Origin of the sequence: Streptomyces sp. NPDC057900 (assembly GCF_042887885.1) — a bacterium.
In the GTDB taxonomy this organism is placed as follows: Bacteria; Actinomycetota; Actinomycetes; order Streptomycetales; family Streptomycetaceae; genus Streptomyces.
This window is the reverse complement of the sequence record NZ_JBHVOI010000005.1, coordinates 550,887-570,681: the sequence shown is the minus strand read 5'-3', so window position 1 is coordinate 570,681 and position 19,795 is coordinate 550,887. Positions and strand designations below refer to the sequence as shown.

Genomic DNA, 19,795 nt, shown 5'->3' with positions numbered 1-19,795 from the left:
CGGTCGGCACGACGCGCAGGCCCGGTCCGCTCCTCGGAGCGGACCGGGCCTGCGCCGTGCGGGGGGGGTGCGGTTCACTCGTCCGCACGGACCGCCGGAATCCGCTCCAGGAAGGGCTCCAGCAGGCCCTGGACGGCCTCGGAGGCGAAGTCCAGCCCCTCGGTCTCATCCGCGTCGTACACCGTGTAGGCGCCCGCTCCCGCGGCCGTCGTGGCGGTGATGTTCAGCAGCCCGGCCCGGCGCTGGAAGTAGGACCGGCGCACCGTCCAGCCGATCACCCCGGCGCGTTCCAGCGCGGCGGTGGAGCGGCGCAGCGCCCCCGACCTGGTCACCAGGTACCCGCCGCTGAGCGCGTGTCCCAGCGCGCGGTAGGCGTCCCGTGCCAGCAGTACCCCGGCCGGCAGTCCCACGAGCGCGCAGCCGAGCGCGATCCAGAGCAGGACGGGCGTCAGCAGGGAGCCGAGCAGGGCGAGGACGAGCACCGGGACGAGCACGCCCCACAGCGCCCGGCGCAGCCGCCGACCGCGTGCGGTGGCGGGGTGCCTGGTCAGCACGGTGCCGGTCGGGGACGTGGTCTCGCGCAGTACGGCGGCGGCGACGGAGTCGGCGACCGGCCGGGGAGCGGCGGGCAGCAGGGTGTTGTGGTCGCCGTGCTGTTCCTCGTCGTCCTTGGCCAGTCCGGTGGTGATCGCATCGACCCTGGCGGCGCCCAGCAGCCGGACGCCGAGCGGTTCCACGAGGTCGACCCCGCGCAGCCGGCGCTCCTCGATGGAGACGGACCGGGAGGTGAACAGTCCGCGCCGGATGCGCAGGGTGCCGCCCGGTTCGCGTTCGAGGCGGTAGTTCCACCACATCTCGACCCAGAGGCCCAGTGCGCCGACGACCCCGGCGAGGACCCCGGCGACGGCGAGGATCACGATCACGGAGAGCAGCGAGGTTTCGCGGTAGCGGTCGCCGACCCATTCGATGACCTCGCCCTGGGCGCCGAACCAGTCACTGACCTGCAACACGGCCCCGGCAGCCGCGCCGCCGAGCGCGGGTGCGACGAAGGAGACCGGTGCGTAGCGGATCCAGCGCGGGTCGAGGGTGACCAGCTCGCCCTCGACGTGGCTGCCGGACGCGGTGAGGCCCCGCTCCAGGAGGGCGCGGCGCAGCCGTTCGCCCTCGGCCCGCAGGACCGGGTCGAGCTCCAGGGTGGATTCGCCGCCGGTGTGCTCGCCGGTGCCGATGCGGACCGTGACGAGCCCGAGGACGCGCTGGAGCGGATGGGCGGTGAGGTCGACGCTGCGGATGCGTTCCCGGGCCAGGGAGCGTTTCCTGACGAGCAGCAGGCCGGTGTGGAGCTCGACGCGGTCGGCTCCCACCCGGTAGCGGGTGCGGCGCCACCGTACGTAGTCGGTGCCGGCGCCGAAGCCGATCAGGAGGGCGGCGCCCAGGACCACCCAGGCGACGGCGGGGGCGAACCCGAGGCGGCCGGAGAGCCCGAGTGTGGTCGGCACGGCGGCACCGGCGGCCACGCCCGCGGTGACGAGGGCGGAGAGCGGGACGGTACGCCGGTCGAGCCGCCGCCAGCCGTCTGGGGCGGGGCCGGCGGTGCCGGATGCCTCCGCCGGGTCCGCCGTGCTCATGTGGCGTCCCCGGGGGTTTCCTGGGTTATCCGGGTCAGCCTCTCGGCGAGTCCGGCGGCCAGTTCGTGGTCAAGGCCCTCGATCCGGACCGCGCCCTTGGCGGAGGCGGTGGTGACGGTGACCGTGGCGAGCCGGAAGAGCTGTTCGAGGGGGCCGCGCACGGTGTCCACGGTCTGGATCCGGGACATCGGCGCGATCCGCCACTCCTGCCAGAGCGCCCCCGTGCGGACGTACACCGCCTCGTCGGTGACCTCCCAGCGGTGGGTGCGGAACCACCAGAGGGGGAGCAGGACGGCGCAGCCGGCGCCGAGGGCCGCCAGGGCCGCGGCGCAGAGCAGCAGCCAGAACCGGGCGGACGTGAGGAACACGCCCAGCACGGCCAGGACCACCACCGGGCCCGCGGTCAGCAGCAGCAACTGGGTCCGCCACCAGCCGACGGCCCGCCGGTCCAGCGTGTGGACCGGCGGCCGCAGCCGTACCGTCCCCTCCCCCGTGGGCATGGGCTCAGCGCCCCCTGCGCTCGCGGTACGCGGCGACGAGCGCGGCGGTCGAGCTGTCGAGCTGTTCGCCGCCCCTGCCCTCCGTGAGCACCGGCTCGATCTTCTTGGCGAGGACCTTGCCGAGCTCGACGCCCCACTGGTCGAAGGAGTCGATGTTCCAGACGGCGCCCTGGACGAAGACCTTGTGCTCGTACAGCGCGATCAGCTGGCCGAGCACCGACGGCGTCAGCCGGTCGGCGAGGATCGTCGTCGTCGGGTGGTTGCCCCGGAACGTCTTGTGCGGCACCAGCTCCTCGGGTACGCCCTCGGCGCGCACCTCGTCCGGCGTCTTGCCGAAGGCCAGCGCCTGGGTCTGGGCGAAGAAGTTGGCCATCAGCAGATCGTGCTGGGCGACCAGACCGGGCAGCAGCCCGTCGACCGGCTCGGAGAAGCCGATGAAGTCGGCCGGGATGACCTTGGTGCCCTGGTGGATCAGCTGGTAGTAAGCGTGCTGACCGTTGGTGCCGGGGGTGCCCCAGACGACCGGTCCGGTCTGCCAGTCCACCGGATTGCCGTCCCGGTCCACCGACTTGCCGTTGGACTCCATGTCGAGCTGCTGGAGATACGCGGTGAACTTCGAGAGGTAGTGGCTGTAGGGCAGGACCGCGTGCGACTGGGCGTCGAAGAACGCGCCGTACCAGACGCCGAGCAGGCCCAGCAGCAGCGGTGCGTTCTCCTCGGCCGGGGCGGTGCGGAAGTGCTCGTCGACGAGGTGGAAACCGTCGAGCATCTCGCGGAACCGGTCCGGGCCGATGGCGATCATCAGCGAGAGGCCGATGGCGGAGTCGTACGAGTAGCGGCCACCGACCCAGTCCCAGAACTCGAACATGTTGGCGGTGTCGATACCGAAGTCGGCGACCTTCTCGCCGTTGGTCGACAGCGCCACGAAGTGCTTGGCCACCGCTTCCTGACCGGCCCTCAGACCCGTCAGCAGCCAGTCGCGGGCAGAGGTGGCGTTGGTGATCGTCTCGATCGTGGTGAAGGTCTTCGACGCGATGACGAACAGCGTCTCGGCCGGGTCGAGGCCGTGCAGCGCCTCGTGCAGGTCGGCGCCGTCGACGTTGGAGACGAAGCGGAGGGTGAGCGAGCGGTCCGTGAAGGAGCGCAGCGCCTCGTACGCCATCGCGGGGCCGAGGTCGGAGCCGCCGATGCCGATGTTGACGATGTTCTTGATCGGCTTGCCGGTGTGACCGGTCCACTCGCCCGACCTGACGCGCTCAGAGAAGGCGGCCATCTTGTCGAGCACCGCGTGCACGGCCGGCACCACGTTCTCGCCGTCGACCTCGATCACGGCGTCCCGCGGGGCGCGCAGCGCGGTGTGCAGGACGGCACGGTCCTCGGTGGTGTTGATCTTGTCGCCGCGGAACATGGCGTCCCGCAGGGCGGCCACTCCAGTGGCTCCGGCGAGCTCGCGCAGCAGCCGCAGCGTCTCGTCGGTGACGAGCTGCTTGGAGTAGTCGATGTACAGGTCACCGACCCGCAGTGTGTATCCGGTGCCGCGCTCCGGATCGTCCGCGAACAGTTCGCGCAGATGGGTCGCCCCGAGTTGCTCACGGTGCTTTCCCAGCGCGGTCCATTCCGGCGTCTGGTTGAGCCTGGCTCGGCTTTGTGCGTTCATCCCGGACATCAGCCCATTTCTCCTCGTCACCGCAGTTCCCCGCTGCCCCTCCAACTTAATTGATCAGCGGGGAGGACGGGACGGCGGCGGGCTGTGGCACGGCAGAAGCATTCCGGCCGGACACCCGTGGGGTGTCCGGCCGGTGAACCATCAGATCTCGCCGCGGAGTTTCGCGAGGGCCTCGGCGAGAATCGCCTCGCCGTCCTCGTCGCTGCGCCGCTCGCGCACGTACGCGAGGTGCGTCTTGTACGGCTCGGTGCGCGGCGGGTCGGGCGGGCTGTCGCGGTCCTGGCCGGCCGGGAAACCGCAGCGCGGGCAGTCCCAGGTCTCCGGTACCTGCGCGTCATGGGCGAAGCTCGGCTGCGTCTCGTGCCCGTTGGAGCACCAGAAGGAGATGCGGGCCCGTGGCGCGGACTCGCCGCGCTCGGCCTCCCCCATCGGCCCCGCTCCGACCCGGCTTCCCCGGATCGCGTTGCCACTTGCCACGGTCGTAACTCCCTGCGTGATGGTGCTCGAAGATGCCCCAGTCTACGTAAGGCCCAACGCGCGTCCAGTGAAAGGAGTTACACCCTCACAGGAATCACGTACGAGGGGTCAGTTGTCCAGCTTGATGAGCAGACCAAGCACCACAATGCATGCGAACCAGGCAAGACCGACCACGACGGTGATCCGGTCGAGGTTGCGCTCGGCGACGGAGGAGCCACCGACGGACGACTGCATGCCGCCACCGAACATGTCGGAGAGACCGCCGCCCTTTCCCTTGTGCATCAGCACCAGCAGCATCATCAGCAGGCTGAAGACGATCAGGGCGATCTCGAACGCCAAAATCACGGCTGGTCCCTACTTTCCGGAATTTCCTGGACTGCTATGCGAACAACGGGGGCCGGGAGGCTCAGCCTCCTCGGCCCCCGCAAGGGTACGACGGATCCGCGCTACCGCATACTCACTGGTCGCGGAAGCGGACGATCTTGACGAACTCGTCGGCGTCCAGTGCGGCGCCGCCGATCAGCGCGCCGTCCACGTCGGGCTGCGCCATGATCGCGGCGACGTTGCCGGACTTGACCGAGCCGCCGTACTGGATACGGACCGCGTCGGCCAGCTCCTGCGAGTACAGCTCGGCGAGGCGGCCGCGGATCGCACCGCAGACCTCCTGCGCGTCGTCCGGGGTGGCGACCTCGCCGGTGCCGATGGCCCAGACCGGCTCGTAGGCGATCACGATGGACTCGGCCTGCTCGGCGGGGATGTCCTTCAGGGCCCCGTCCAGCTGGGCGAGCGTGTAGGAGACCTGCTCGCCCGCCTTCCGGATGTCCAGGCCCTCGCCGACGCAGAGGATCGGGGTGAGGCCGTGCTTGTACGCCGCCTTCACCTTGGCGTTGCAGACCTCGTCGGTCTCGGCGTGGTACTGGCGGCGCTCGCTGTGGCCCACGGCGACGTAGGTGCACTTCAGCTTGGCGAGCATCGGGCCGGAGATCTCACCGGTGTACGCGCCGGAGTCGTGCGCCGAGATGTCCTGGGCGCCGTACTTGATCTTCAGCTTGTCGCCGTCGACCAGCGTCTGCACGGAGCGCAGGTCGGTGAAGGGCGGCAGGACGGCGACCTCGACGGCGTCGTAGTCCTTGTCGGCCAGTGCGAAGGAGAGCTTCTGGACGTGCGCGATGGCCTCAAGGTGGTTGAGGTTCATCTTCCAGTTGCCCGCCATCAGCGGGGTGCGGGTGGTCATGAAAGGTCAGTCCTCCAGTGCGGCGAGGCCGGGAAGCGTCTTGCCCTCAAGGTATTCGAGGCTGGCGCCGCCACCGGTCGAGATGTGTCCGAACGCGTTCTCGTCGAAGCCCAGGATGCGGACCGCGGCGGCGGAGTCGCCACCGCCGACCACGCTGAAGCCGGACGAGTCGACGAGGGCCTGGGCGACCGCCCGGGTGCCCTCGGCGAAATCGGGGTGCTCGAAGACGCCCATCGGGCCGTTCCAGAAGACGGTGGCCGCGTCGGCGAGCTTCGATGCGTAGAGCTGGTTGGTCTCCGGACCGTTGTCCAGACCCATCTGACCGGCCGGCATGGCGTCGGCGGCGACGGTGGTGGCCTGGGCCGGGGCCTTGGTCTTGAGGTCGGGGAACGCCGGGGCGACCACGACGTCGACGGGGAGCACGAACTCCACGCCCTTCTCCTCGGCGCGCTTGAGGTACTCCAGCACCACCGGGATCTGGTCCTCCTGGAGCAGCGAGCTGCCGACCTCGTGGCCCTGGGCCTTGAGGAAGGTGTACGCCATGCCGCCGCCGATCAGGATGCGGTCGGCCCGCTCCAGCAGGTGGTCGATGACGCCGAGCTTGTCGGAGACCTTGGCGCCGCCGAGGACGACCGCGTACGGCCGCTTCACATCGGTGGTGAGCTTCTTCAGGACGCCGACCTCGGTGGCGATGAGGTAGCCCGCGTAGTGCGGGAGCCGCGCCGGGAGGTCGAAGACCGAGGCGTGCTTGCGGTGCACGGCGCCGAAGCCGTCACCCACGTACACGTCGGCGAGCTCGGCCAGCCGGTCGGCGAACGCGCCGCGCTCGGCGTCGTCCTTCGACGTCTCGCCGGGGTTGAAGCGGAGGTTCTCGATGACGGCGACCTTGCCGTCGGTGAGGGCGTCGACCGTGGCGCGGGCGGAGTCACCGACCGTGTCGGTCGCGAACGCCACGTCGGTGCCGAGCAGCTCACCGAGCCGGGTGGCCGCGGGCGCCAGCGAGAACGCCGGGTCCGGGGCGCCCTTGGGGCGGCCCAGGTGCGAGGCGACGACGACCCGGGCACCGGCCGCGGCCAGCTTCTCCACGGTCGGCTGGACGGCGCGGATGCGGCCGTCGTCGGTGATGGTGGTGCCGCTGAGCGGCACGTTGAGGTCGGCGCGGACGAATACGCGCTTGCCGGCGACCCCTTCGGCGAGAAGTTCGTCGATCGTCTTCATCTTCTGCACTCCTTGGAAGGACGAGAGAGCATGCAACGGGGCTCGAACGGCGCTTCGTTGCGCTGTTCGAGCCCCGTGCTCACATCGAGGTGCCTGCCGATTCGAGGGTCAGAGCTGGCTGCCGACGAAAACGGTCAGGTCGACGAGGCGGTTGGAGTAGCCCCACTCGTTGTCGTACCAGCCGAGGATCTTCACCGTGTTGCCCTCCTGGACCATGGTCAGGGAGGAGTCGAAGGTGCAGGACGACGGGTCGCTGACGATGTCGGAGGACACGATCGGGTCCTCCGTGTACGTCAGGAAGCCCTTGAGGTCGCCGTCGTCGGACGCCTTCTTGAACGCGGCGTTGACCTCGTCCTTGGTGACCTCGCGCTGCAGGGTGACGACGAGGTCGGTGGCGGAACCGGTCGGGACCGGGACACGCATCGCGATGCCGTCGAGCTTGCCCTTGAGCTGCGGGAGGACCAGAGCGGTCGCCTTGGCGGCGCCGGTCGTGGTGGGGATGATGTTCTCGGCGGCGGCGCGGGCGCGACGCAGGTCCGAGTGCGGGAAGTCCAGGATCCGCTGGTCGTTCGTGTACGCGTGGACCGTCGTCATCAGGCCCTTGACGATGCCGAAGTTCTCGTCGAGAACCTTGGCCATCGGCGCCACACAGTTGGTGGTGCAGGAGGCGTTGGAGATGACGTGGTGGTTGGCCGCGTCGTACTTGTCCTGGTTGACGCCCATCACGATGGTGATGTCCTCGTCCTTGGCCGGAGCCGAGATGAGGACCTTCTTCGCACCACCCGCGATGTGCTTGGCGGCGTCGGCCTTCTTGGTGAAGATGCCGGTCGACTCGATGACGATGTCGACGCCCAGCTCACCCCAGGGGATGTCCGCCGGGTTGCGCTCCGAGAGCACCTTGATGGTGTGACCGTCGACGGTGATGGTGTCGGCGGTGTGGCTGACCTCTGCCTTGAGACGACCCAGAATGGTGTCGTACTTCAGCAGGTGAGCCGTGGTCGCGGTGTCACCCAGGTCGTTGACAGCCACGATCTCGATGTCCGCACCCTGCTCCAGCAGCGCGCGGAAGTAGTTACGACCGATGCGGCCAAAGCCGTTGATGCCTACGCGGATCGTCACGAACCGATCTCCTCGTTAGGGACGCCGGTTTTAGACGCCGGCGAGTTTGTATGGGATGTCCCCGACCGCCTACGACCCTACCCCTCCGAGGCGGCCGGGGTGACATCGAGCGTGGCCGGAAGAACGGCGGCTGCCCGTACTCCTCGGTAGGAGTACGGGCATCCGGTTGCCCGGCCCCGTCCGCCGCGACGATTACGCAGTGTCAACGCCCCCGGGACCGTGGCGCGTTCCCGCACCGCTGGACGGCAGAGGTGCGCGGACCCGTCCTGATCAGCCGACCAGCCCGTCGGCCAGCTCTTCGCTGAGGGTGGACTCCGTGCTCGGGATGCCCAGATCCTGGGCCCGCTTGTCGGCCATCGCGAGGAGCCGGCGGATACGGCCCGCGACGGCGTCCTTGGTCAGCGGCGGATCGGCGAGGGCGCCCAGCTCCTCCAGGGAGGCCTGCTTGTGCTCCATGCGCAGCCGTCCGGCCGCCGCGAGGTGCTCGGGCACCTCCTCGCCCAGGATCTCCAGCGCGCGCCCCACCCGGGCGCCCGCCGCCACGGCGGCCCTGGCGGACCGGCGCAGGTTCGCGTCGTCGAAGTTGGCGAGGCGGTTGGCGGTGGCGCGGACCTCGCGCCGCATCCGGCGCTCCTCCCAGGCCAGCACCGACTCATGGGCGCCGAGCCGGGTGAGCAGGGCGCCGATCGCGTCGCCGTCGCGGACGACGACCCGGTCCACGCCGCGCACCTCGCGGGCCTTGGCCGCGATGGAGAGCCGGCGGGCGGCGCCGACCAGCGCGAGGGCCGCCTCCGGTCCCGGGCAGGTCACCTCAAGGGAGGAGGAGCGGCCGGGCTCGGTGAGCGAGCCGTGCGCCAGGAACGCCCCCCGCCAGGCGGCCTCCGCATCGCAGGTGGCCCCCGAGACCACCTGCGGGGGAAGCCCGCGGATGGGACGGCCCCGGCCGTCCACCAGACCCGTCTGACGGGCCAGCTGGTCGCCGCCCGCCACCACCCGTACGACGTAGCGGGAACCGCGCCGCAGCCCGCCGGGGGCCATCACGATCAGCTCCGAGCTGTGCCCGAAGATTTCGAGGATGTCCCGCTTCAGCCGGCGCGCCGCCATCGCGGTGTCCAGCTCCGCCTCGATCACAATCCGGCCGCTCACCAGGTGCAGCCCACCCGCGAACCGAAGAATCGCCGAGACTTCTGCCTTCCTGCAGCAGGTCCGGGTTACGGGAAGCCGAGAGATTTCGTCCTTCACCGCTGGCGTCATCGCCATGGGCCGATCCTTCCATGCATCCGAAAAATACGGTCGTACGCGGCGGCCAACAGCTCCGGATCATGAATCGGAACGCCGTCGGGTGAGGCCACGGGCGCCAGCTCGACCGCGGCACCGAGCCGTTTTGCGGCATCGGCCAGGGACTCGCGGTCGGGCACGGCGGCCTCGTCGGCCAGCACCACGTCCAAGGCGAGTTTAGGGGCGTGTCGTCCCAAAACCTCCAAATGACGCTGCGGAGAGAAGCCATCTGTTTCACCGGGTTGCGGCGCGAGGTTCAGCGAGAGGACCTTCCGGGCCTTCGTTTCGATCAGCGCGTCCAGCAGATCGGGGACGAGCAGATGGGGGATGACCGAGGAGAACCAGGACCCCGGTCCGAGCACCACCCAGTCCGCGTCCAGGACCGCCGCGACCGCTTCCGGGACGGCCGGCGGGTCGGCCGGGACGACGTGCACGGACTGCACCTCGCCGGGGGTGAGCGCCACGGTGGCCTGGCCCCGGACCGTGTCCACCTCGTCCGGGCGCTCCGGGTCGTGTCCCCGTACGAGCGCCTGGAGCTCCAGCGGCACGGCGGACATCGGGAGCACCCGGCCGTGCGCCCCGAGGAGCTTGCCGACCAGGTCCAGGGCCTGGACGTGGTCACCGAGCTGCTCCCACAGGGCGACGATCAGCAGATTGCCGACGGCGTGCTCGTGCAGATCGCCCTTGGACTGGAAGCGGTGCTGGATGACCTGGGCCCACGTCTGGCCCCAGTCGTCGTCGCCGCACAGGGCGGCCAGCGCCTTGCGCAGGTCGCCGGGCGGCAGGACGCCCAGCTCCTCGCGGAGCCGGCCGCTGGAGCCGCCGTCGTCCGCGACGGTGACCACGGCGGTCAGATCACCGGTGATCCGCCGCAGCGCGGCCAGCGAGGCGGACAGCCCCATGCCGCCGCCGAGCGCGACGACCTTGGGCTGCGCTCCCCGCTTGCGGCCGGACAGCGCGGAGGTGGCCCTGCTCAGCCGGCGCAGACGCAGATTGCGACTGGTCACTCGCGCCCCATGTCCCGGTGGACGAGCACGGTCTCGATCCCCTCGGTGGCGAGCCGCGCGGCAAGCTTCTCCGACATGGCCACCGAGCGGTGCTTGCCGCCCGTGCAGCCCACGGCGATGGTCACGTAGCGCTTGCCCTCTCGGCGGTATCCCGCGGCGATGAGCTGGAGCAGCTCGGTGTACTGGTTGAGGAACTCCTTGGCGCCCGGCTGGTCGAAGACGTACGCGGAGACCTCCTCGTTGAGCCCGGTGAAGGGGCGCAGCTCGGGGACCCAGTGCGGGTTGGGCAGGAACCGGCAGTCCACCACGAGGTCGGCGTCGACCGGGAGGCCGTACTTGTAGCCGAAGGACATCACCGTGGCCCGGAGCTCCGGCTCCTCGTCACCGGCGAATTGGGCGTCCATCTTGGCGCGCAGTTCGTGCACGTTGAGGCTGGAGGTGTCGATCACCAGGTCGGCGTCGCCGCGCAGCTCGCGCAGCAGGTCGCGCTCGGCGGCGATGCCGTCGACGATGCGGCCGTCGCCCTGGAGGGGGTGCGGGCGGCGGACCGACTCGAAGCGGCGGACCAGGGCGTCGTCGGAGGACTCCAGGAAGACGATCCGCCGGGTGACGCCCTTGGCCTCCAGGTCCGCGAGGGACTCCCGGAGGTTGTCGAAGAAGCGTCGGCCGCGTACGTCGACGACGACGGCGATCCGGGCGACGTTGCCCTGGGACCTGGCGCCGAGCTCCACCATGGTGGGGATCAGCGCGGGCGGCAGGTTGTCCACGACGAACCAGCCGAGGTCCTCCAGGCACTTGGCCGCGGTGCTGCGCCCGGCGCCGGACATGCCGGAGATGATCACCAGCTCGGGGATGGCGGCGGCGCTGTCGGTCGTCTCGGCGGGGGTGCCCGCCGGGGTGCCCGTACTCACGTGTCCTGCTCCGTCTGCTCGGTCTGTGCGGTCGTGCCCTTGTTCATGTTCGCGCTCAGTCATGTCGTACTGCCCCCGTCGTCCTCTTCGATGATCTCTCCTGTGGCCGTGTTCACGGCGGGCGCGGCCGGGGTGGTCGAGGCGAGCGCGGCGGCCACTGATTCCGCCGTTCTGCGGCCTATCCCCGGAACCTCGCAGATCTCGTCGATTGTCGCCTGCCGCAGCTTCTTCACGGAGCCGAAATGCTTGATCAGCGCCTGCTTGCGGGTATCGCCGAGCCCTGCCACGTCGTCCAGGGGGCTGGAGCGGACCCGCTTGGCCCGTTTGGCGCGCTGGTAGGTGATGGCGAAGCGGTGCGCCTCGTCGCGGATGCGCTGGAGGAGGTAGAGGCCCTCGCTGGAGCGGGGCAGGACCACCGGGTCGTCGTCATCGGGCAGCCAGACCTCTTCGAGGCGTTTGGCCAGGCCGCAGACCGCGATGTCGTCGATCCCCAGCTCGTCGAGCGCCCGCTTGGCCGCGGCGACCTGGGGCTGGCCGCCGTCGACCACGAGGAGCTGCGGCGGGTAGGCGAACCGCTTGGGCCGGCCGTCGTCCTCGCGGGGCTCCGCGGCGGAATCCGGCGCGGGTCCGGAGGGGAGGGGGCCGGTGGGCGCGGGAGCGGGGCCGGAGGTCTGTTCCGGCGTCTGCGCGGGGTTCTCCTCCCACTCCCCCGTCTGCTCCTTCTCGTGCAGGTAGCGGCGGAAGCGCCGGCCGATCACCTCGTGCATCGAGCGGACGTCGTCCTGTCCCTCGAAGGTCTTGATCTGGAAGCGGCGGTACTCGCCCTTGCGGGCCAGCCCGTCCTCGAAGACCACCATGGACGCCACCACGTCGTCGCCCTGGAGGTGGGAGATGTCGAAGCACTCGATGCGCAGCGGGGCCGTGTCCAGGCCGAGGGCCTCCGAGATCTCCTCCAGGGCGCGGGAGCGGGTGGTCAGGTCGGAGGCGCGCTTGGTCTTGTGCAGGCCCAGGGCCTGCTGGGCGTTGCGCTGGACCGTGGCCATCAGGTCCTTCTTGTCGCCGCGCTGCGGGATGCGCAGGCTGACCTGGGAGCCCCGGCGGTCCGCCAGCCACTGGGAGACCGCGTCCGGGTGCTCGGGGAGGGCCGGGACGAGGACCTCCTTGGGGACGGCGTCCCCTGCCTCCTCGCCGTACAGCTGCTGGAGCGCGTGCTCGACGAGCCCGGAGGTGTCGACGTTCTCCACCTTGTCGGTGACCCAGCCGCGCTGGCCGCGCACCCGGCCGCCCCGGACGTGGAAGATCTGGACGGCGGCCTCCAGCTCGTCCTCCGCGACCGCGATGAGGTCGGCGTCGGTGGCGTCGGCGAGCACGACGGCGCTCTTCTCCATCGCGCGCTTGAGCGCCTCCGCGTCGTCCCTGAGCCGGGCCGCCCGCTCGTACTCCATCTCCTCGGCCGCCGCCGTCATGTCCTTCTCCAGGCGGCGGATGTAGGCGCCGGTGCGACCGGCCATGAAGTCGCAGAAGTCGTCGGCCAGTTCGCGGTGCTCCTCGGGGGTGACCCGGCCGACGCAGGGGGCCGAGCACTTGCCGATGTAGCCGAGGAGGCAGGGGCGGCCGGTCCTCGCGGCGTTCTTGAAGACACCGGCGGAGCAGGTGCGGACGGGGAAGACCCGCAGCATCAGGTCGACCGTCTCGCGGATCGCCCAGGCGTGGCCGTACGGACCGAAGTAGCGCACGCCCTTCTTCTTCGCCCCACGCATCACCTGTACGCGCGGGAACTCCTCGTTGAGCGTGACGGCGAGGTACGGATAGCTCTTGTCGTCGCGGTACTTGACGTTGAACCTGGGGTCGAACTCCTTGATCCAGGAGTACTCCAGCTGGAGCGCCTCCACCTCCGTGGAGACGACGGTCCACTCCACGGACGCGGCGGTGGTCACCATCGTGCGCGTACGCGGATGGAGGCCCGCCAGATCCTGGAAGTAGTTGGCCAGGCGCTGGCGCAGGTTCTTCGCCTTCCCGACGTAGATCACCCGGCGGTGTTCGTCGCGGAATTTGTAGACCCCCGGGGAGTCGGGGATCTGTCCCGGCTTGGGGCGGTAGCTGGAGGGGTCTGCCATGTCTCCCACCCTACTTGCGGGCGGTGACAACGCGGCGTGCGCACGGGTGGTCCCGGACTCCGGGACACGGCGCGGGGGCACGTGTCCCGGAGCCCGGGGTCTTCGGGTGCGGGCGAGGGTCTTCGGGTGCGGGCGGGGCCCGCCGTCACTCCCGAGCGCGGCGCCGCCCCCGGTTGCGCAGGGCGGTGGCCGCGCACAGGGCGAGCACGACGGCGGCGCCCGCGGCCGCCGCCCCGGAGGTGGCGGTCAGGGCGGTTGCCTGGCCGGTGTCCGCCGCGATGGCGGGACCTGAGCGCCCGGCGGGGGCCGGGGCCCGTCCGGCGGCGGGCTGCGAACCGGCGGGCCCGTAGCCGCCCGCCCGGCCCGAGCGGGCGTACCCGGAGCCGGGGAGCTTGTCCGCGTACGCGGCCCGTACCCGGGTGCGGTAGGCGGCCAGGGTGGTGCCGTCCTTGCCGACCGCGCCCACCGCGTCCCGGTCCAGCGGGAGCACCCTGCTCCCCTTCTGGACGTACCAGGCGTCGATCTGGGGCTCCCGGAAGACGGTGCCGCCGGGCAGCTTGCGGGCGCCCGCGGTGGTGTAGCGGGTCTCGTCGTCGCCGCTGGCTATGTTCACCACCTGCCAGTGCCCGTCCCTGCCCGGCTCGGGCAGCGTCCACAGGGACGCCCGCTGTCCGTCGGAGGAGACGGCGGTGCTGGCCAGGTAGTCGAGCGCGGCGACGGGCGCCCCCGGTTCACCGGCGACGAAATCGGCGGACAGGGTACGGACCGGCACGGCCGCGCCCTCGATCCGTGGGGCGGCGGCCGCCCTGGTGACGGCGCCCTCCCGGGCGAAGAACCGGGACAGGGTGTCGAGCGTCGTGGCGTCGGTGGCCGCCTCATGGGCCGCCGCCAGGGATGCCGGGGTGGCCGAGGGGCCGGTGGCGGCCGCGGCCTGCGGGGCGGCGGTGAGCAGGGCGGCGCCCGCCAGCACCCCGCTCGCGGCGAGGGCGGCGGCGAGGGGACGCGCGCCGCGCACGGTACGGGTGGAGGTCATGCCGTCACGCCCCGATCCGGTAGAGCGAGTGGGTCCAGGAGAACTCGTTGTTGTTCACGTACCAGGCGTGCGAGGCCCAGTTGTAGCGGTTGTTGGAGGGCCAGGGATCGCCCCAGTAGACCCAGTTGTTCGCGTCGTCGTAGCCGTACAGGACGTGCATGTGGCCGCCGCCCGAGGACCACTGGATGCGGGTCTCCACCGGCCGCCCGGCGCTGATCTCGGCCTGCACGGTGGGGTAGCGCAGCCAGCCGGTGACGTACGAACCGGGGTTGATGCCCGCCCAGTACAGGCCGTCCTGGACGTTGCCGAGCGAGGCCTGCGAGTTGGGGCACTCGTAGCCCTGGGCCCGGCCGAACGCGGCGTTGCAGAACTCGTTCTGGGTGTGGTTGCGGCCGAACCACGCGGCGACGGTGTTGCCGGCGGCGGCCCAGCACCAGTTGGTCTTCTGCTGGGCCTGCATGGTGATGTTCAGCCGCTGGGCGGCGGCGAGGGTGGCGGTGGGTGCGGAGCCGCTCCGGTCCGCAGCGGTGGCGGTCGCCGCGGGTACGGCGAGCAGTACGGCGGCGAGCAGGGCCGTGACCGACAGCCTTCTGGGGCTGACTCTTCGGTTGCGCATGGTGGCCTCCCGGGGCGGGGGGTGGGGTTCCAAGGAGCGCGTCCGGACGCTGTCGAGGAGCATCAACCGTTGTCGGGAACGGGTCAACACGCTTCAATGCGGGGGAACATCGCGGTGTGAACGCCCGGGGCGGCTCCGTGAACGCCTCCCCCCGGCCACCTGCGGACCGGCATCCACCGGCGCGGACCCGCCCCCGCGCGACGTGAACGTTCACCTGGAGGACCCATGCAGCACACCGAGGCCGAACTGGCGCAGGTGCTGCACACCGGACCGTTCCATCTGGCGCTGCGCACCGCGCTCTCGGTGCGCGGGCTGCCGCTCCAGCGGGTGCAGCACCATCTGGCGCACCGCGGGGTGAAGGTCGGTGTGACCAGCCTGAGTTACTGGCAGCAGGGCGCCAGACGTCCGCAGCGCCCGGAGTCCCTGCGGGCCGTGAAGGCGCTGGAGGAGGTGCTGGAGCTGCCGGGGAACTCACTGCTCGGGCTGCTGGGGCCCGGGGAGCCCCGCCCGGAGGCCGACCGCCCGCAGGGCCGCTCGTACCGTTCCCTGGTGGACGCGTCCGGCGCGGTCGAGCGGCTGCTCACCGCGATGGAGTCACCCGCGGACGGCGGGCTGCACACGGTGGGGCACCAGGAGCGGGTACGGATCGGGCCCGGCCGCCGGTTGCAGCGGCGCGGCTCCCAGCACGTGGTGCGCGCCCACCGCGACGGCATCGACCGCTATCTCGCCGTGTACCGGGGCGATCCGGGCTGCGATCCGGCCCGGGTCGGGGTGAGCGCGCGGGAGAACTGCCGGACGGGGCGGGTCCGCTGGGACGCGGCGGCGGGGGTGCTGGTCGCCGAGCTGCTCTTCGACACCCGGCTGCGGGCGGGCGACACGTACCTCTTCGGCTACGGCTTCGAGGACGGCACGGGCGGGCCCTGCGGCGAGTACGTGCGCGGCTTCACCTTCGGCGGCGGGCAGTACGTGCTCCAGGTCCGGTTCGACGAGGAGGCGCTGCCGGTCCGGTGCCGGCGCTTCGTCCAGGTGTCGGCGGGGGCGCCGCGCGGCGCCCGGACCGACCTCACGCTCACCGGCCGCCACCGGACGGTCCACCTGGTGGAGCAGGGGGTGCGGCCGGGGCTGGTCGGCATCGACTGGGACTGGGAGTGAGCGGCGGGGCGGCGCGCTACGGGTCCGGGCGGGGCCGGTTCAGGCGGGGGCCGTTCAGGCGGGGGCCGTTCAGGCTTCCGGGCCCGCGACCAGCCGGCCGCCCTCGACCCTGACCGGGACGGAGGGCAGCGGCACGGTCGCCGGACCGTGCACGGCCTTGCCGGTGGTGGTGTCGAAGCGGCTGCCGTGACAGGGGCAGTGCCCCTCGTTCTCCTCGACCTTGTCCAGCAGGCAGCCCGCGTGGGTGCACTGGGCGCTGAACGCCTTGTACTGGCCCTTGGCCGGGCAGCTGACGATGACGCGCTGCTCGCGGAAGAGCTTGGACTCGCCCACCGCCACCTCGTCCGGGGCGCCGAGCTCGACGGGCGCGGTGGGGGTCGGCGTCTGGGCGTGTCCGAGCTTCGAGTCGGTCGAGCAGGCGGCCGTTCCCAGCCCGGCGACGCCCACGAGAGCGGCGCCCTTCAGCACGGTACGGCGGGCGGCGGGCTGGCCGGGCATGCGGTCTCCACTGGTCTGAGGGATTCGGTGCGGTGCCAGAGGTGCCTGGGACAGCAGCGGCAGCGGAGGCATCGGTGACGTAACCGACGATACCGGCGGAGAGTGATGCCCCGGTGCCCGGGGGCGGGTGCGGCAGGTCACGCGGGGCGGGCGCGGTACGGCTGCGGACGGTGCCGTACATACGGCGAGGCGGCGGCTCCCGGAACCGGGAACCGCCGCCTCGTCTGCCGTTCGGGCCTTGTGCGCGCGGGCTGTCAGGCCTTGCGTGCGCGGGCCGTCTTCTTGGCGGCGGGCTTCTTGGTGGCGGCCTTCTTCGCCGCTGCCGTGCCCGAGGCCTTCGCCGTCGCCGTCTTCCTGGCGGGGGCGGACTTCGCGGCGACCGCCTTCTTCGCGGCCGTCTTGCGGACCGGCTTGCGGGCCGCGGGGACCGCCGCCTCGCTGACCCGGTCCGTGTCCAGGATGCCCTGGAGGAACTTGCCGGTGTGGCTGGCGGGGACTCCGGCCACGTACTCCGGGGTGCCCTCGGCGATGACCAGACCGCCGCCGTTGCCGCCCTCCGGGCCCATGTCGATGACCCAGTCGGCGGTCTTGACGACATCGAGGTTGTGCTCGATGACGATCACCGTGTTGCCCTTGTCGACCAGCCCGGAGAGCACCTTGATGAGCTTGGAGATGTCCTCGAAGTGCAGACCGGTGGTCGGCTCGTCCAGCACGTAGACCGTGCGGCCGGTGGAGCGCTTCTGGAGCTCGCTGGCCAGCTTCACGCGCTGCGCCTCACCACCGGAGAGCGTCGGCGCGGACTGGCCGAGCCTGACGTATCCGAGACCGACCTCGTTGAGCGTGCGCAGATGGCGCGCGATGGTCGGCACGGCCTCGAAGAACTCCAGGCCCTCCTCGATGGGCATGTCCAGCACCTCTGCGATGGACTTGCCCTTGTAGTGGACCTCCAGCGTCTCCCGGTTGTAGCGCGCTCCGTGGCAGACCTCGCACGGGACGTACACGTCGGGCAGGAAGTTCATCTCGATCTTGATGGTGCCGTCACCGGAGCAGTTCTCGCAGCGGCCGCCCTTGACGTTGAAGGAGAACCGGCCCGGCAGATAGCCGCGGACCTTGGCCTCCATCGTCTCCGCGAACAGCCTGCGGACGTGGTCGAAGACGCCGGTGTACGTGGCCGGGTTGGAGCGGGGCGTGCGGCCGATGGGCGACTGGTCGACGTGCACGACCTTGTCGACGAGATCGTCCCCGTCGACCCGGGTGTGCCGGCCCGGAACCGACTTGGCGCCGTTCAGCTCGCGCGCCAGGTGGGTGTAGAGGATGTCGTTGACCAGCGTCGACTTGCCGGATCCGGAGACGCCGGTGACGGCGGTCAGCACCCCGAGCGGGAAGGAGACGTCGATGTCCTGGAGGTTGTTCTCCCGGGCGCCGTGCACCGTGAGCAGGCGCGAGGGGTCGACGGGACGCCGGATGTCGGGCGTCGCGATCGACCTCTTGCCCGTCAGGTACTGACCGGTGATCGACTTCTCGTTGGCCAGCAGCTCCTTGAGCGAACCGGAGTGGACCACCTTGCCGCCGTGCTCACCGGCGCCGGGGCCGATGTCGACGACCCAGTCCGCGACCTTGATGGTGTCCTCGTCGTGCTCGACGACGATGAGGGTGTTGCCCATGTCGCGGAGCCGGACCAGGGTCTCGATCAGCCGGTGGTTGTCACGCTGGTGCAGACCGATGGACGGCTCGTCCAGCACGTAGAGCACGCCGACCAGACCCGAGCCGATCTGGGTGGCGAGCCGGATGCGCTGGGCCTCGCCGCCGGACAGGGTGCCGGCCGCGCGGTTCAGCGAGAGGTAGTCCAGGCCCACGTCGACCAGGAACTTCAGCCGCTCGTTGACCTCCTTGAGGACCCGCTCGGCGATCTTCTTGTCGCGGGCGTTCAGCTTCATCCGACCGAGGAACTCGGCGCACTCGCTGATCGACATCGCGGAGACCTCTGCGATGGACTTCTCCATCACCGTCACCGCCAGGACGATCGGCTTGAGGCGGGTGCCCTCACAGGTCGGGCAGGGCACCTCGCGCATGTAGCCCTCGAAGCGCTCCCGGCTGGAGTCGGACTCCGCCTCGGAGTGCCGCCGCTTGACGAACTGGACCGCGCCTTCGAAGGAGGGCGTGGTGTAGGCGCGCTCGCGCCCGTAACGGTTGCGGTAGCGGACCTCGGTCTGGATCTTGTGGCCGTGCAGCAGGGCCTTCTTGGCGCGCTGCGGCAGCCCGGCCCAGGGGATGTCCGTACGGAAGCCGAGGGCTTCGGCCAGCGCGTTGATCTGGCGGCCGAAGTACTCCTTGGTGTGGCCGTGCGACCAGGGGTGGATCGCGCCCTCGTCGAGGGACTTCTCCTCGTCGGGGACGATCAGCTCCGGGTCGACCTCCATGCGGGTGCCGATGCCCGTGCAGTCGGGGCAGGCGCCGAAGGGCGAGTTGAAGGAGAAGGAGCGCGGCTCCAGCTCCTCGAAGGAGAGGTCGTCGTACGGGCAGTAGAGGTGCTCGGAGTACATCCGCTCACGCTCGGGGTCGTCCTCCGGGAGGTCGACGAAGTCGAGCACGACCATGCCGCCGGAGAGGCCCAGCGCGGTCTCGACCGAGTCGGTCAGGCGGCGCTTGGCGCTGTCCTTGACGGTGAGGCGGTCGATGACCACCTCGATGGTGTGCTTCTCCTGCTTCTTGAGCGTGGGCGGCTCGGAGAGCTGGATGGTCTCGCCGTCGACCCTGGCCCTGCTGTAGCCCTTGGTCTGGAGGTCGGCGAAGAGGTCGACGAACTCGCCCTTGCGCTCGCGCACCAGCGGCGAGAGGACCTGGAAGCGGCTGCCCTCCGGCAGGCCGAGCACCTTGTCCACGATGGCCTGCGGCGACTGGCGCGAGATGGGCCGGTGGCACTCGGGGCAGTGGGGCTTGCCGATCCGGGCGAAGAGCAGCCGGAGGTAGTCGTAGACCTCGGTGATGGTGCCGACCGTCGAGCGCGGGTTGCGCGAGGTCGACTTCTGGTCGATGGAGACGGCGGGCGACAGGCCCTCGATGAAATCGACGTCCGGCTTGTCCATCTGGCCGAGGAACTGCCGGGCGTACGAGGAGAGCGACTCCACGTAACGGCGCTGCCCCTCGGCGAAGATCGTGTCGAACGCGAGCGACGACTTGCCCGACCCGGAGAGCCCGGTGAAGACGATGAGGGAGTCGCGGGGAAGGTCGAGCGAGACGTTCTTGAGGTTGTGCTCGCGAGCGCCACGGACGATGAGACGGTCGGCCACGCCGGTCCGCACCTTTCTAGAGAGAAGCGGGGGAACTGAGCCCCTGCCCCA

Annotated in this window: 17 protein-coding genes; 1 reads left to right on the top strand and 16 read right to left on the bottom strand. The window is 70.9% G+C overall.

The genetic code is table 11. The features are described 5' to 3' along the window. Positions 1 to 74 precede the first annotated feature (74 nt). From ACFVQ0_RS22805 to ACFVQ0_RS22740, 14 genes are all read right to left on the bottom strand, one after another. Positions 75 to 1,628, bottom strand: coding sequence for a PH domain-containing protein (locus ACFVQ0_RS22805; RefSeq protein ID WP_390090701.1), 1,554 nt, complete (start codon positions 1,626 to 1,628; stop codon positions 75 to 77). Then, complete coding sequence (locus tag ACFVQ0_RS22800; RefSeq protein WP_390090699.1) at positions 1,625 to 2,128, bottom strand: PH domain-containing protein; 504 nt, start codon at positions 2,126 to 2,128, stop codon at positions 1,625 to 1,627. Before ACFVQ0_RS22800 ends, ACFVQ0_RS22805 begins: the two co-directional genes overlap by 4 nt. Positions 2,129 to 2,132: 4 nt before the next feature. Further along, positions 2,133 to 3,785, bottom strand: a complete 1,653-nt coding sequence (pgi, locus tag ACFVQ0_RS22795) for a glucose-6-phosphate isomerase (RefSeq protein ID WP_390090697.1) — start codon at positions 3,783 to 3,785, stop codon at positions 2,133 to 2,135. A gap of 150 nt (positions 3,786 to 3,935) precedes the next feature. Beyond that, on the bottom strand, positions 3,936 to 4,271 hold the full coding sequence (locus ACFVQ0_RS22790) for an RNA polymerase-binding protein RbpA (protein WP_078617917.1): 336 nt from the start codon (positions 4,269 to 4,271) through the stop codon (positions 3,936 to 3,938). Between the two features lie 108 nt (positions 4,272 to 4,379). Next, positions 4,380 to 4,616 carry a preprotein translocase subunit SecG gene (gene secG / locus ACFVQ0_RS22785; protein ID WP_390090695.1) on the bottom strand — a complete coding sequence of 79 codons (237 nt, stop codon included), beginning with the start codon at positions 4,614 to 4,616 and terminating at the stop codon, positions 4,380 to 4,382. 112 nt (positions 4,617 to 4,728) lie between these two features. Continuing rightward, complete coding sequence (tpiA, locus tag ACFVQ0_RS22780; RefSeq protein ID WP_390090693.1) at positions 4,729 to 5,505, bottom strand: triose-phosphate isomerase; 777 nt, start codon at positions 5,503 to 5,505, stop codon at positions 4,729 to 4,731. A 6-nt stretch (positions 5,506 to 5,511) separates the two neighbouring features. Further along, positions 5,512 to 6,723, bottom strand: coding sequence for a phosphoglycerate kinase (locus tag ACFVQ0_RS22775; protein WP_390090691.1), 1,212 nt, complete (start codon positions 6,721 to 6,723; stop codon positions 5,512 to 5,514). A gap of 108 nt (positions 6,724 to 6,831) precedes the next feature. Continuing rightward, positions 6,832 to 7,842 (bottom strand): type I glyceraldehyde-3-phosphate dehydrogenase, encoded by a 1,011-nt coding sequence (gene gap / locus ACFVQ0_RS22770; RefSeq protein WP_390090689.1) that lies wholly within the window; start codon positions 7,840 to 7,842, stop codon positions 6,832 to 6,834. 270 nt (positions 7,843 to 8,112) lie between these two features. Beyond that, positions 8,113 to 9,102: a DNA-binding protein WhiA gene (whiA, locus tag ACFVQ0_RS22765; RefSeq protein ID WP_024494235.1), complete on the bottom strand. Its 990-nt coding sequence runs from the start codon at positions 9,100 to 9,102 to the stop codon at positions 8,113 to 8,115. Next, a complete protein-coding gene (gene yvcK / locus ACFVQ0_RS22760; RefSeq protein WP_073735399.1) occupies positions 9,093 to 10,127 on the bottom strand; it encodes a uridine diphosphate-N-acetylglucosamine-binding protein YvcK in 1,035 nt (344 codons plus the stop codon). The genes whiA and yvcK overlap by 10 nt, the downstream gene beginning before the upstream one ends. After that, positions 10,124 to 11,101, bottom strand: coding sequence for an RNase adapter RapZ (gene rapZ / locus ACFVQ0_RS22755; RefSeq protein ID WP_390090686.1), 978 nt, complete (start codon positions 11,099 to 11,101; stop codon positions 10,124 to 10,126). Before rapZ ends, yvcK begins: the two co-directional genes overlap by 4 nt. Further along, on the bottom strand, positions 11,098 to 13,155 hold the full coding sequence (gene uvrC, locus ACFVQ0_RS22750) for an excinuclease ABC subunit UvrC (protein ID WP_390090684.1): 2,058 nt from the start codon (positions 13,153 to 13,155) through the stop codon (positions 11,098 to 11,100). The genes rapZ and uvrC overlap by 4 nt, the downstream gene beginning before the upstream one ends. Before the next feature lie 145 nt (positions 13,156 to 13,300). Beyond that, entirely contained in the window at positions 13,301 to 14,188 is an 888-nt protein-coding gene (locus ACFVQ0_RS22745; RefSeq protein ID WP_390090682.1) for a hypothetical protein, read from the bottom strand. Positions 14,189 to 14,192: 4 nt separating this feature from the next. Continuing rightward, entirely contained in the window at positions 14,193 to 14,804 is a 612-nt protein-coding gene (locus ACFVQ0_RS22740; RefSeq protein WP_390090680.1) for a papain-like cysteine protease family protein, read from the bottom strand. 225 nt (positions 14,805 to 15,029) lie between these two features. On the opposite strand from ACFVQ0_RS22740, the gene ACFVQ0_RS22735 reads away from it, so the two are divergent. Beyond that, complete coding sequence (locus ACFVQ0_RS22735; protein WP_390090678.1) at positions 15,030 to 15,956, top strand: hypothetical protein; 927 nt, start codon at positions 15,030 to 15,032, stop codon at positions 15,954 to 15,956. 69 nt (positions 15,957 to 16,025) lie between these two features. Here the strand turns inward: ACFVQ0_RS22735 and ACFVQ0_RS22730 are convergent, their stop codons facing one another. Together ACFVQ0_RS22730 and uvrA are read right to left on the bottom strand one after the other, a co-directional pair. Beyond that, entirely contained in the window at positions 16,026 to 16,454 is a 429-nt protein-coding gene (locus ACFVQ0_RS22730; RefSeq protein WP_390090676.1) for a Rieske 2Fe-2S domain-containing protein, read from the bottom strand. Between the two features lie 254 nt (positions 16,455 to 16,708). After that, positions 16,709 to 19,744, bottom strand: coding sequence for an excinuclease ABC subunit UvrA (gene uvrA, locus ACFVQ0_RS22725; protein ID WP_390090674.1), 3,036 nt, complete (start codon positions 19,742 to 19,744; stop codon positions 16,709 to 16,711). Positions 19,745 to 19,795: the final 51 nt, after the last annotated feature.

What these genes read in the sequence shown, in the direction of transcription:
- ACFVQ0_RS22730 (WP_390090676.1), bottom strand. Translation starts at nt 16,454, where the DNA reads ATGCCCGGCCAGCCCGCCGCCCGCCGTACCGTGCTGAAGGGCGCCGCT.
- uvrC (WP_390090684.1), bottom strand. Translation starts at nt 13,155, where the DNA reads ATGGCAGACCCCTCCAGCTACCGCCCCAAGCCGGGACAGATCCCCGAC.
- ACFVQ0_RS22805 (WP_390090701.1), bottom strand. Translation starts at nt 1,628, where the DNA reads ATGAGCACGGCGGACCCGGCGGAGGCATCCGGCACCGCCGGCCCCGCC.
- rapZ (WP_390090686.1), bottom strand. Translation starts at nt 11,101, where the DNA reads ATGACTGAGCGCGAACATGAACAAGGGCACGACCGCACAGACCGAGCA.
- ACFVQ0_RS22775 (WP_390090691.1), bottom strand. Translation starts at nt 6,723, where the DNA reads ATGAAGACGATCGACGAACTTCTCGCCGAAGGGGTCGCCGGCAAGCGC.
- whiA (WP_024494235.1), bottom strand. Translation starts at nt 9,102, where the DNA reads ATGGCGATGACGCCAGCGGTGAAGGACGAAATCTCTCGGCTTCCCGTA.
- ACFVQ0_RS22800 (WP_390090699.1), bottom strand. Translation starts at nt 2,128, where the DNA reads ATGCCCACGGGGGAGGGGACGGTACGGCTGCGGCCGCCGGTCCACACG.
- ACFVQ0_RS22740 (WP_390090680.1), bottom strand. Translation starts at nt 14,804, where the DNA reads ATGCGCAACCGAAGAGTCAGCCCCAGAAGGCTGTCGGTCACGGCCCTG.
- ACFVQ0_RS22735 (WP_390090678.1), top strand. Translation starts at nt 15,030, where the DNA reads ATGCAGCACACCGAGGCCGAACTGGCGCAGGTGCTGCACACCGGACCG.
- tpiA (WP_390090693.1), bottom strand. Translation starts at nt 5,505, where the DNA reads ATGACCACCCGCACCCCGCTGATGGCGGGCAACTGGAAGATGAACCTC.
- ACFVQ0_RS22745 (WP_390090682.1), bottom strand. Translation starts at nt 14,188, where the DNA reads ATGACCTCCACCCGTACCGTGCGCGGCGCGCGTCCCCTCGCCGCCGCC.
- pgi (WP_390090697.1), bottom strand. Translation starts at nt 3,785, where the DNA reads ATGAACGCACAAAGCCGAGCCAGGCTCAACCAGACGCCGGAATGGACC.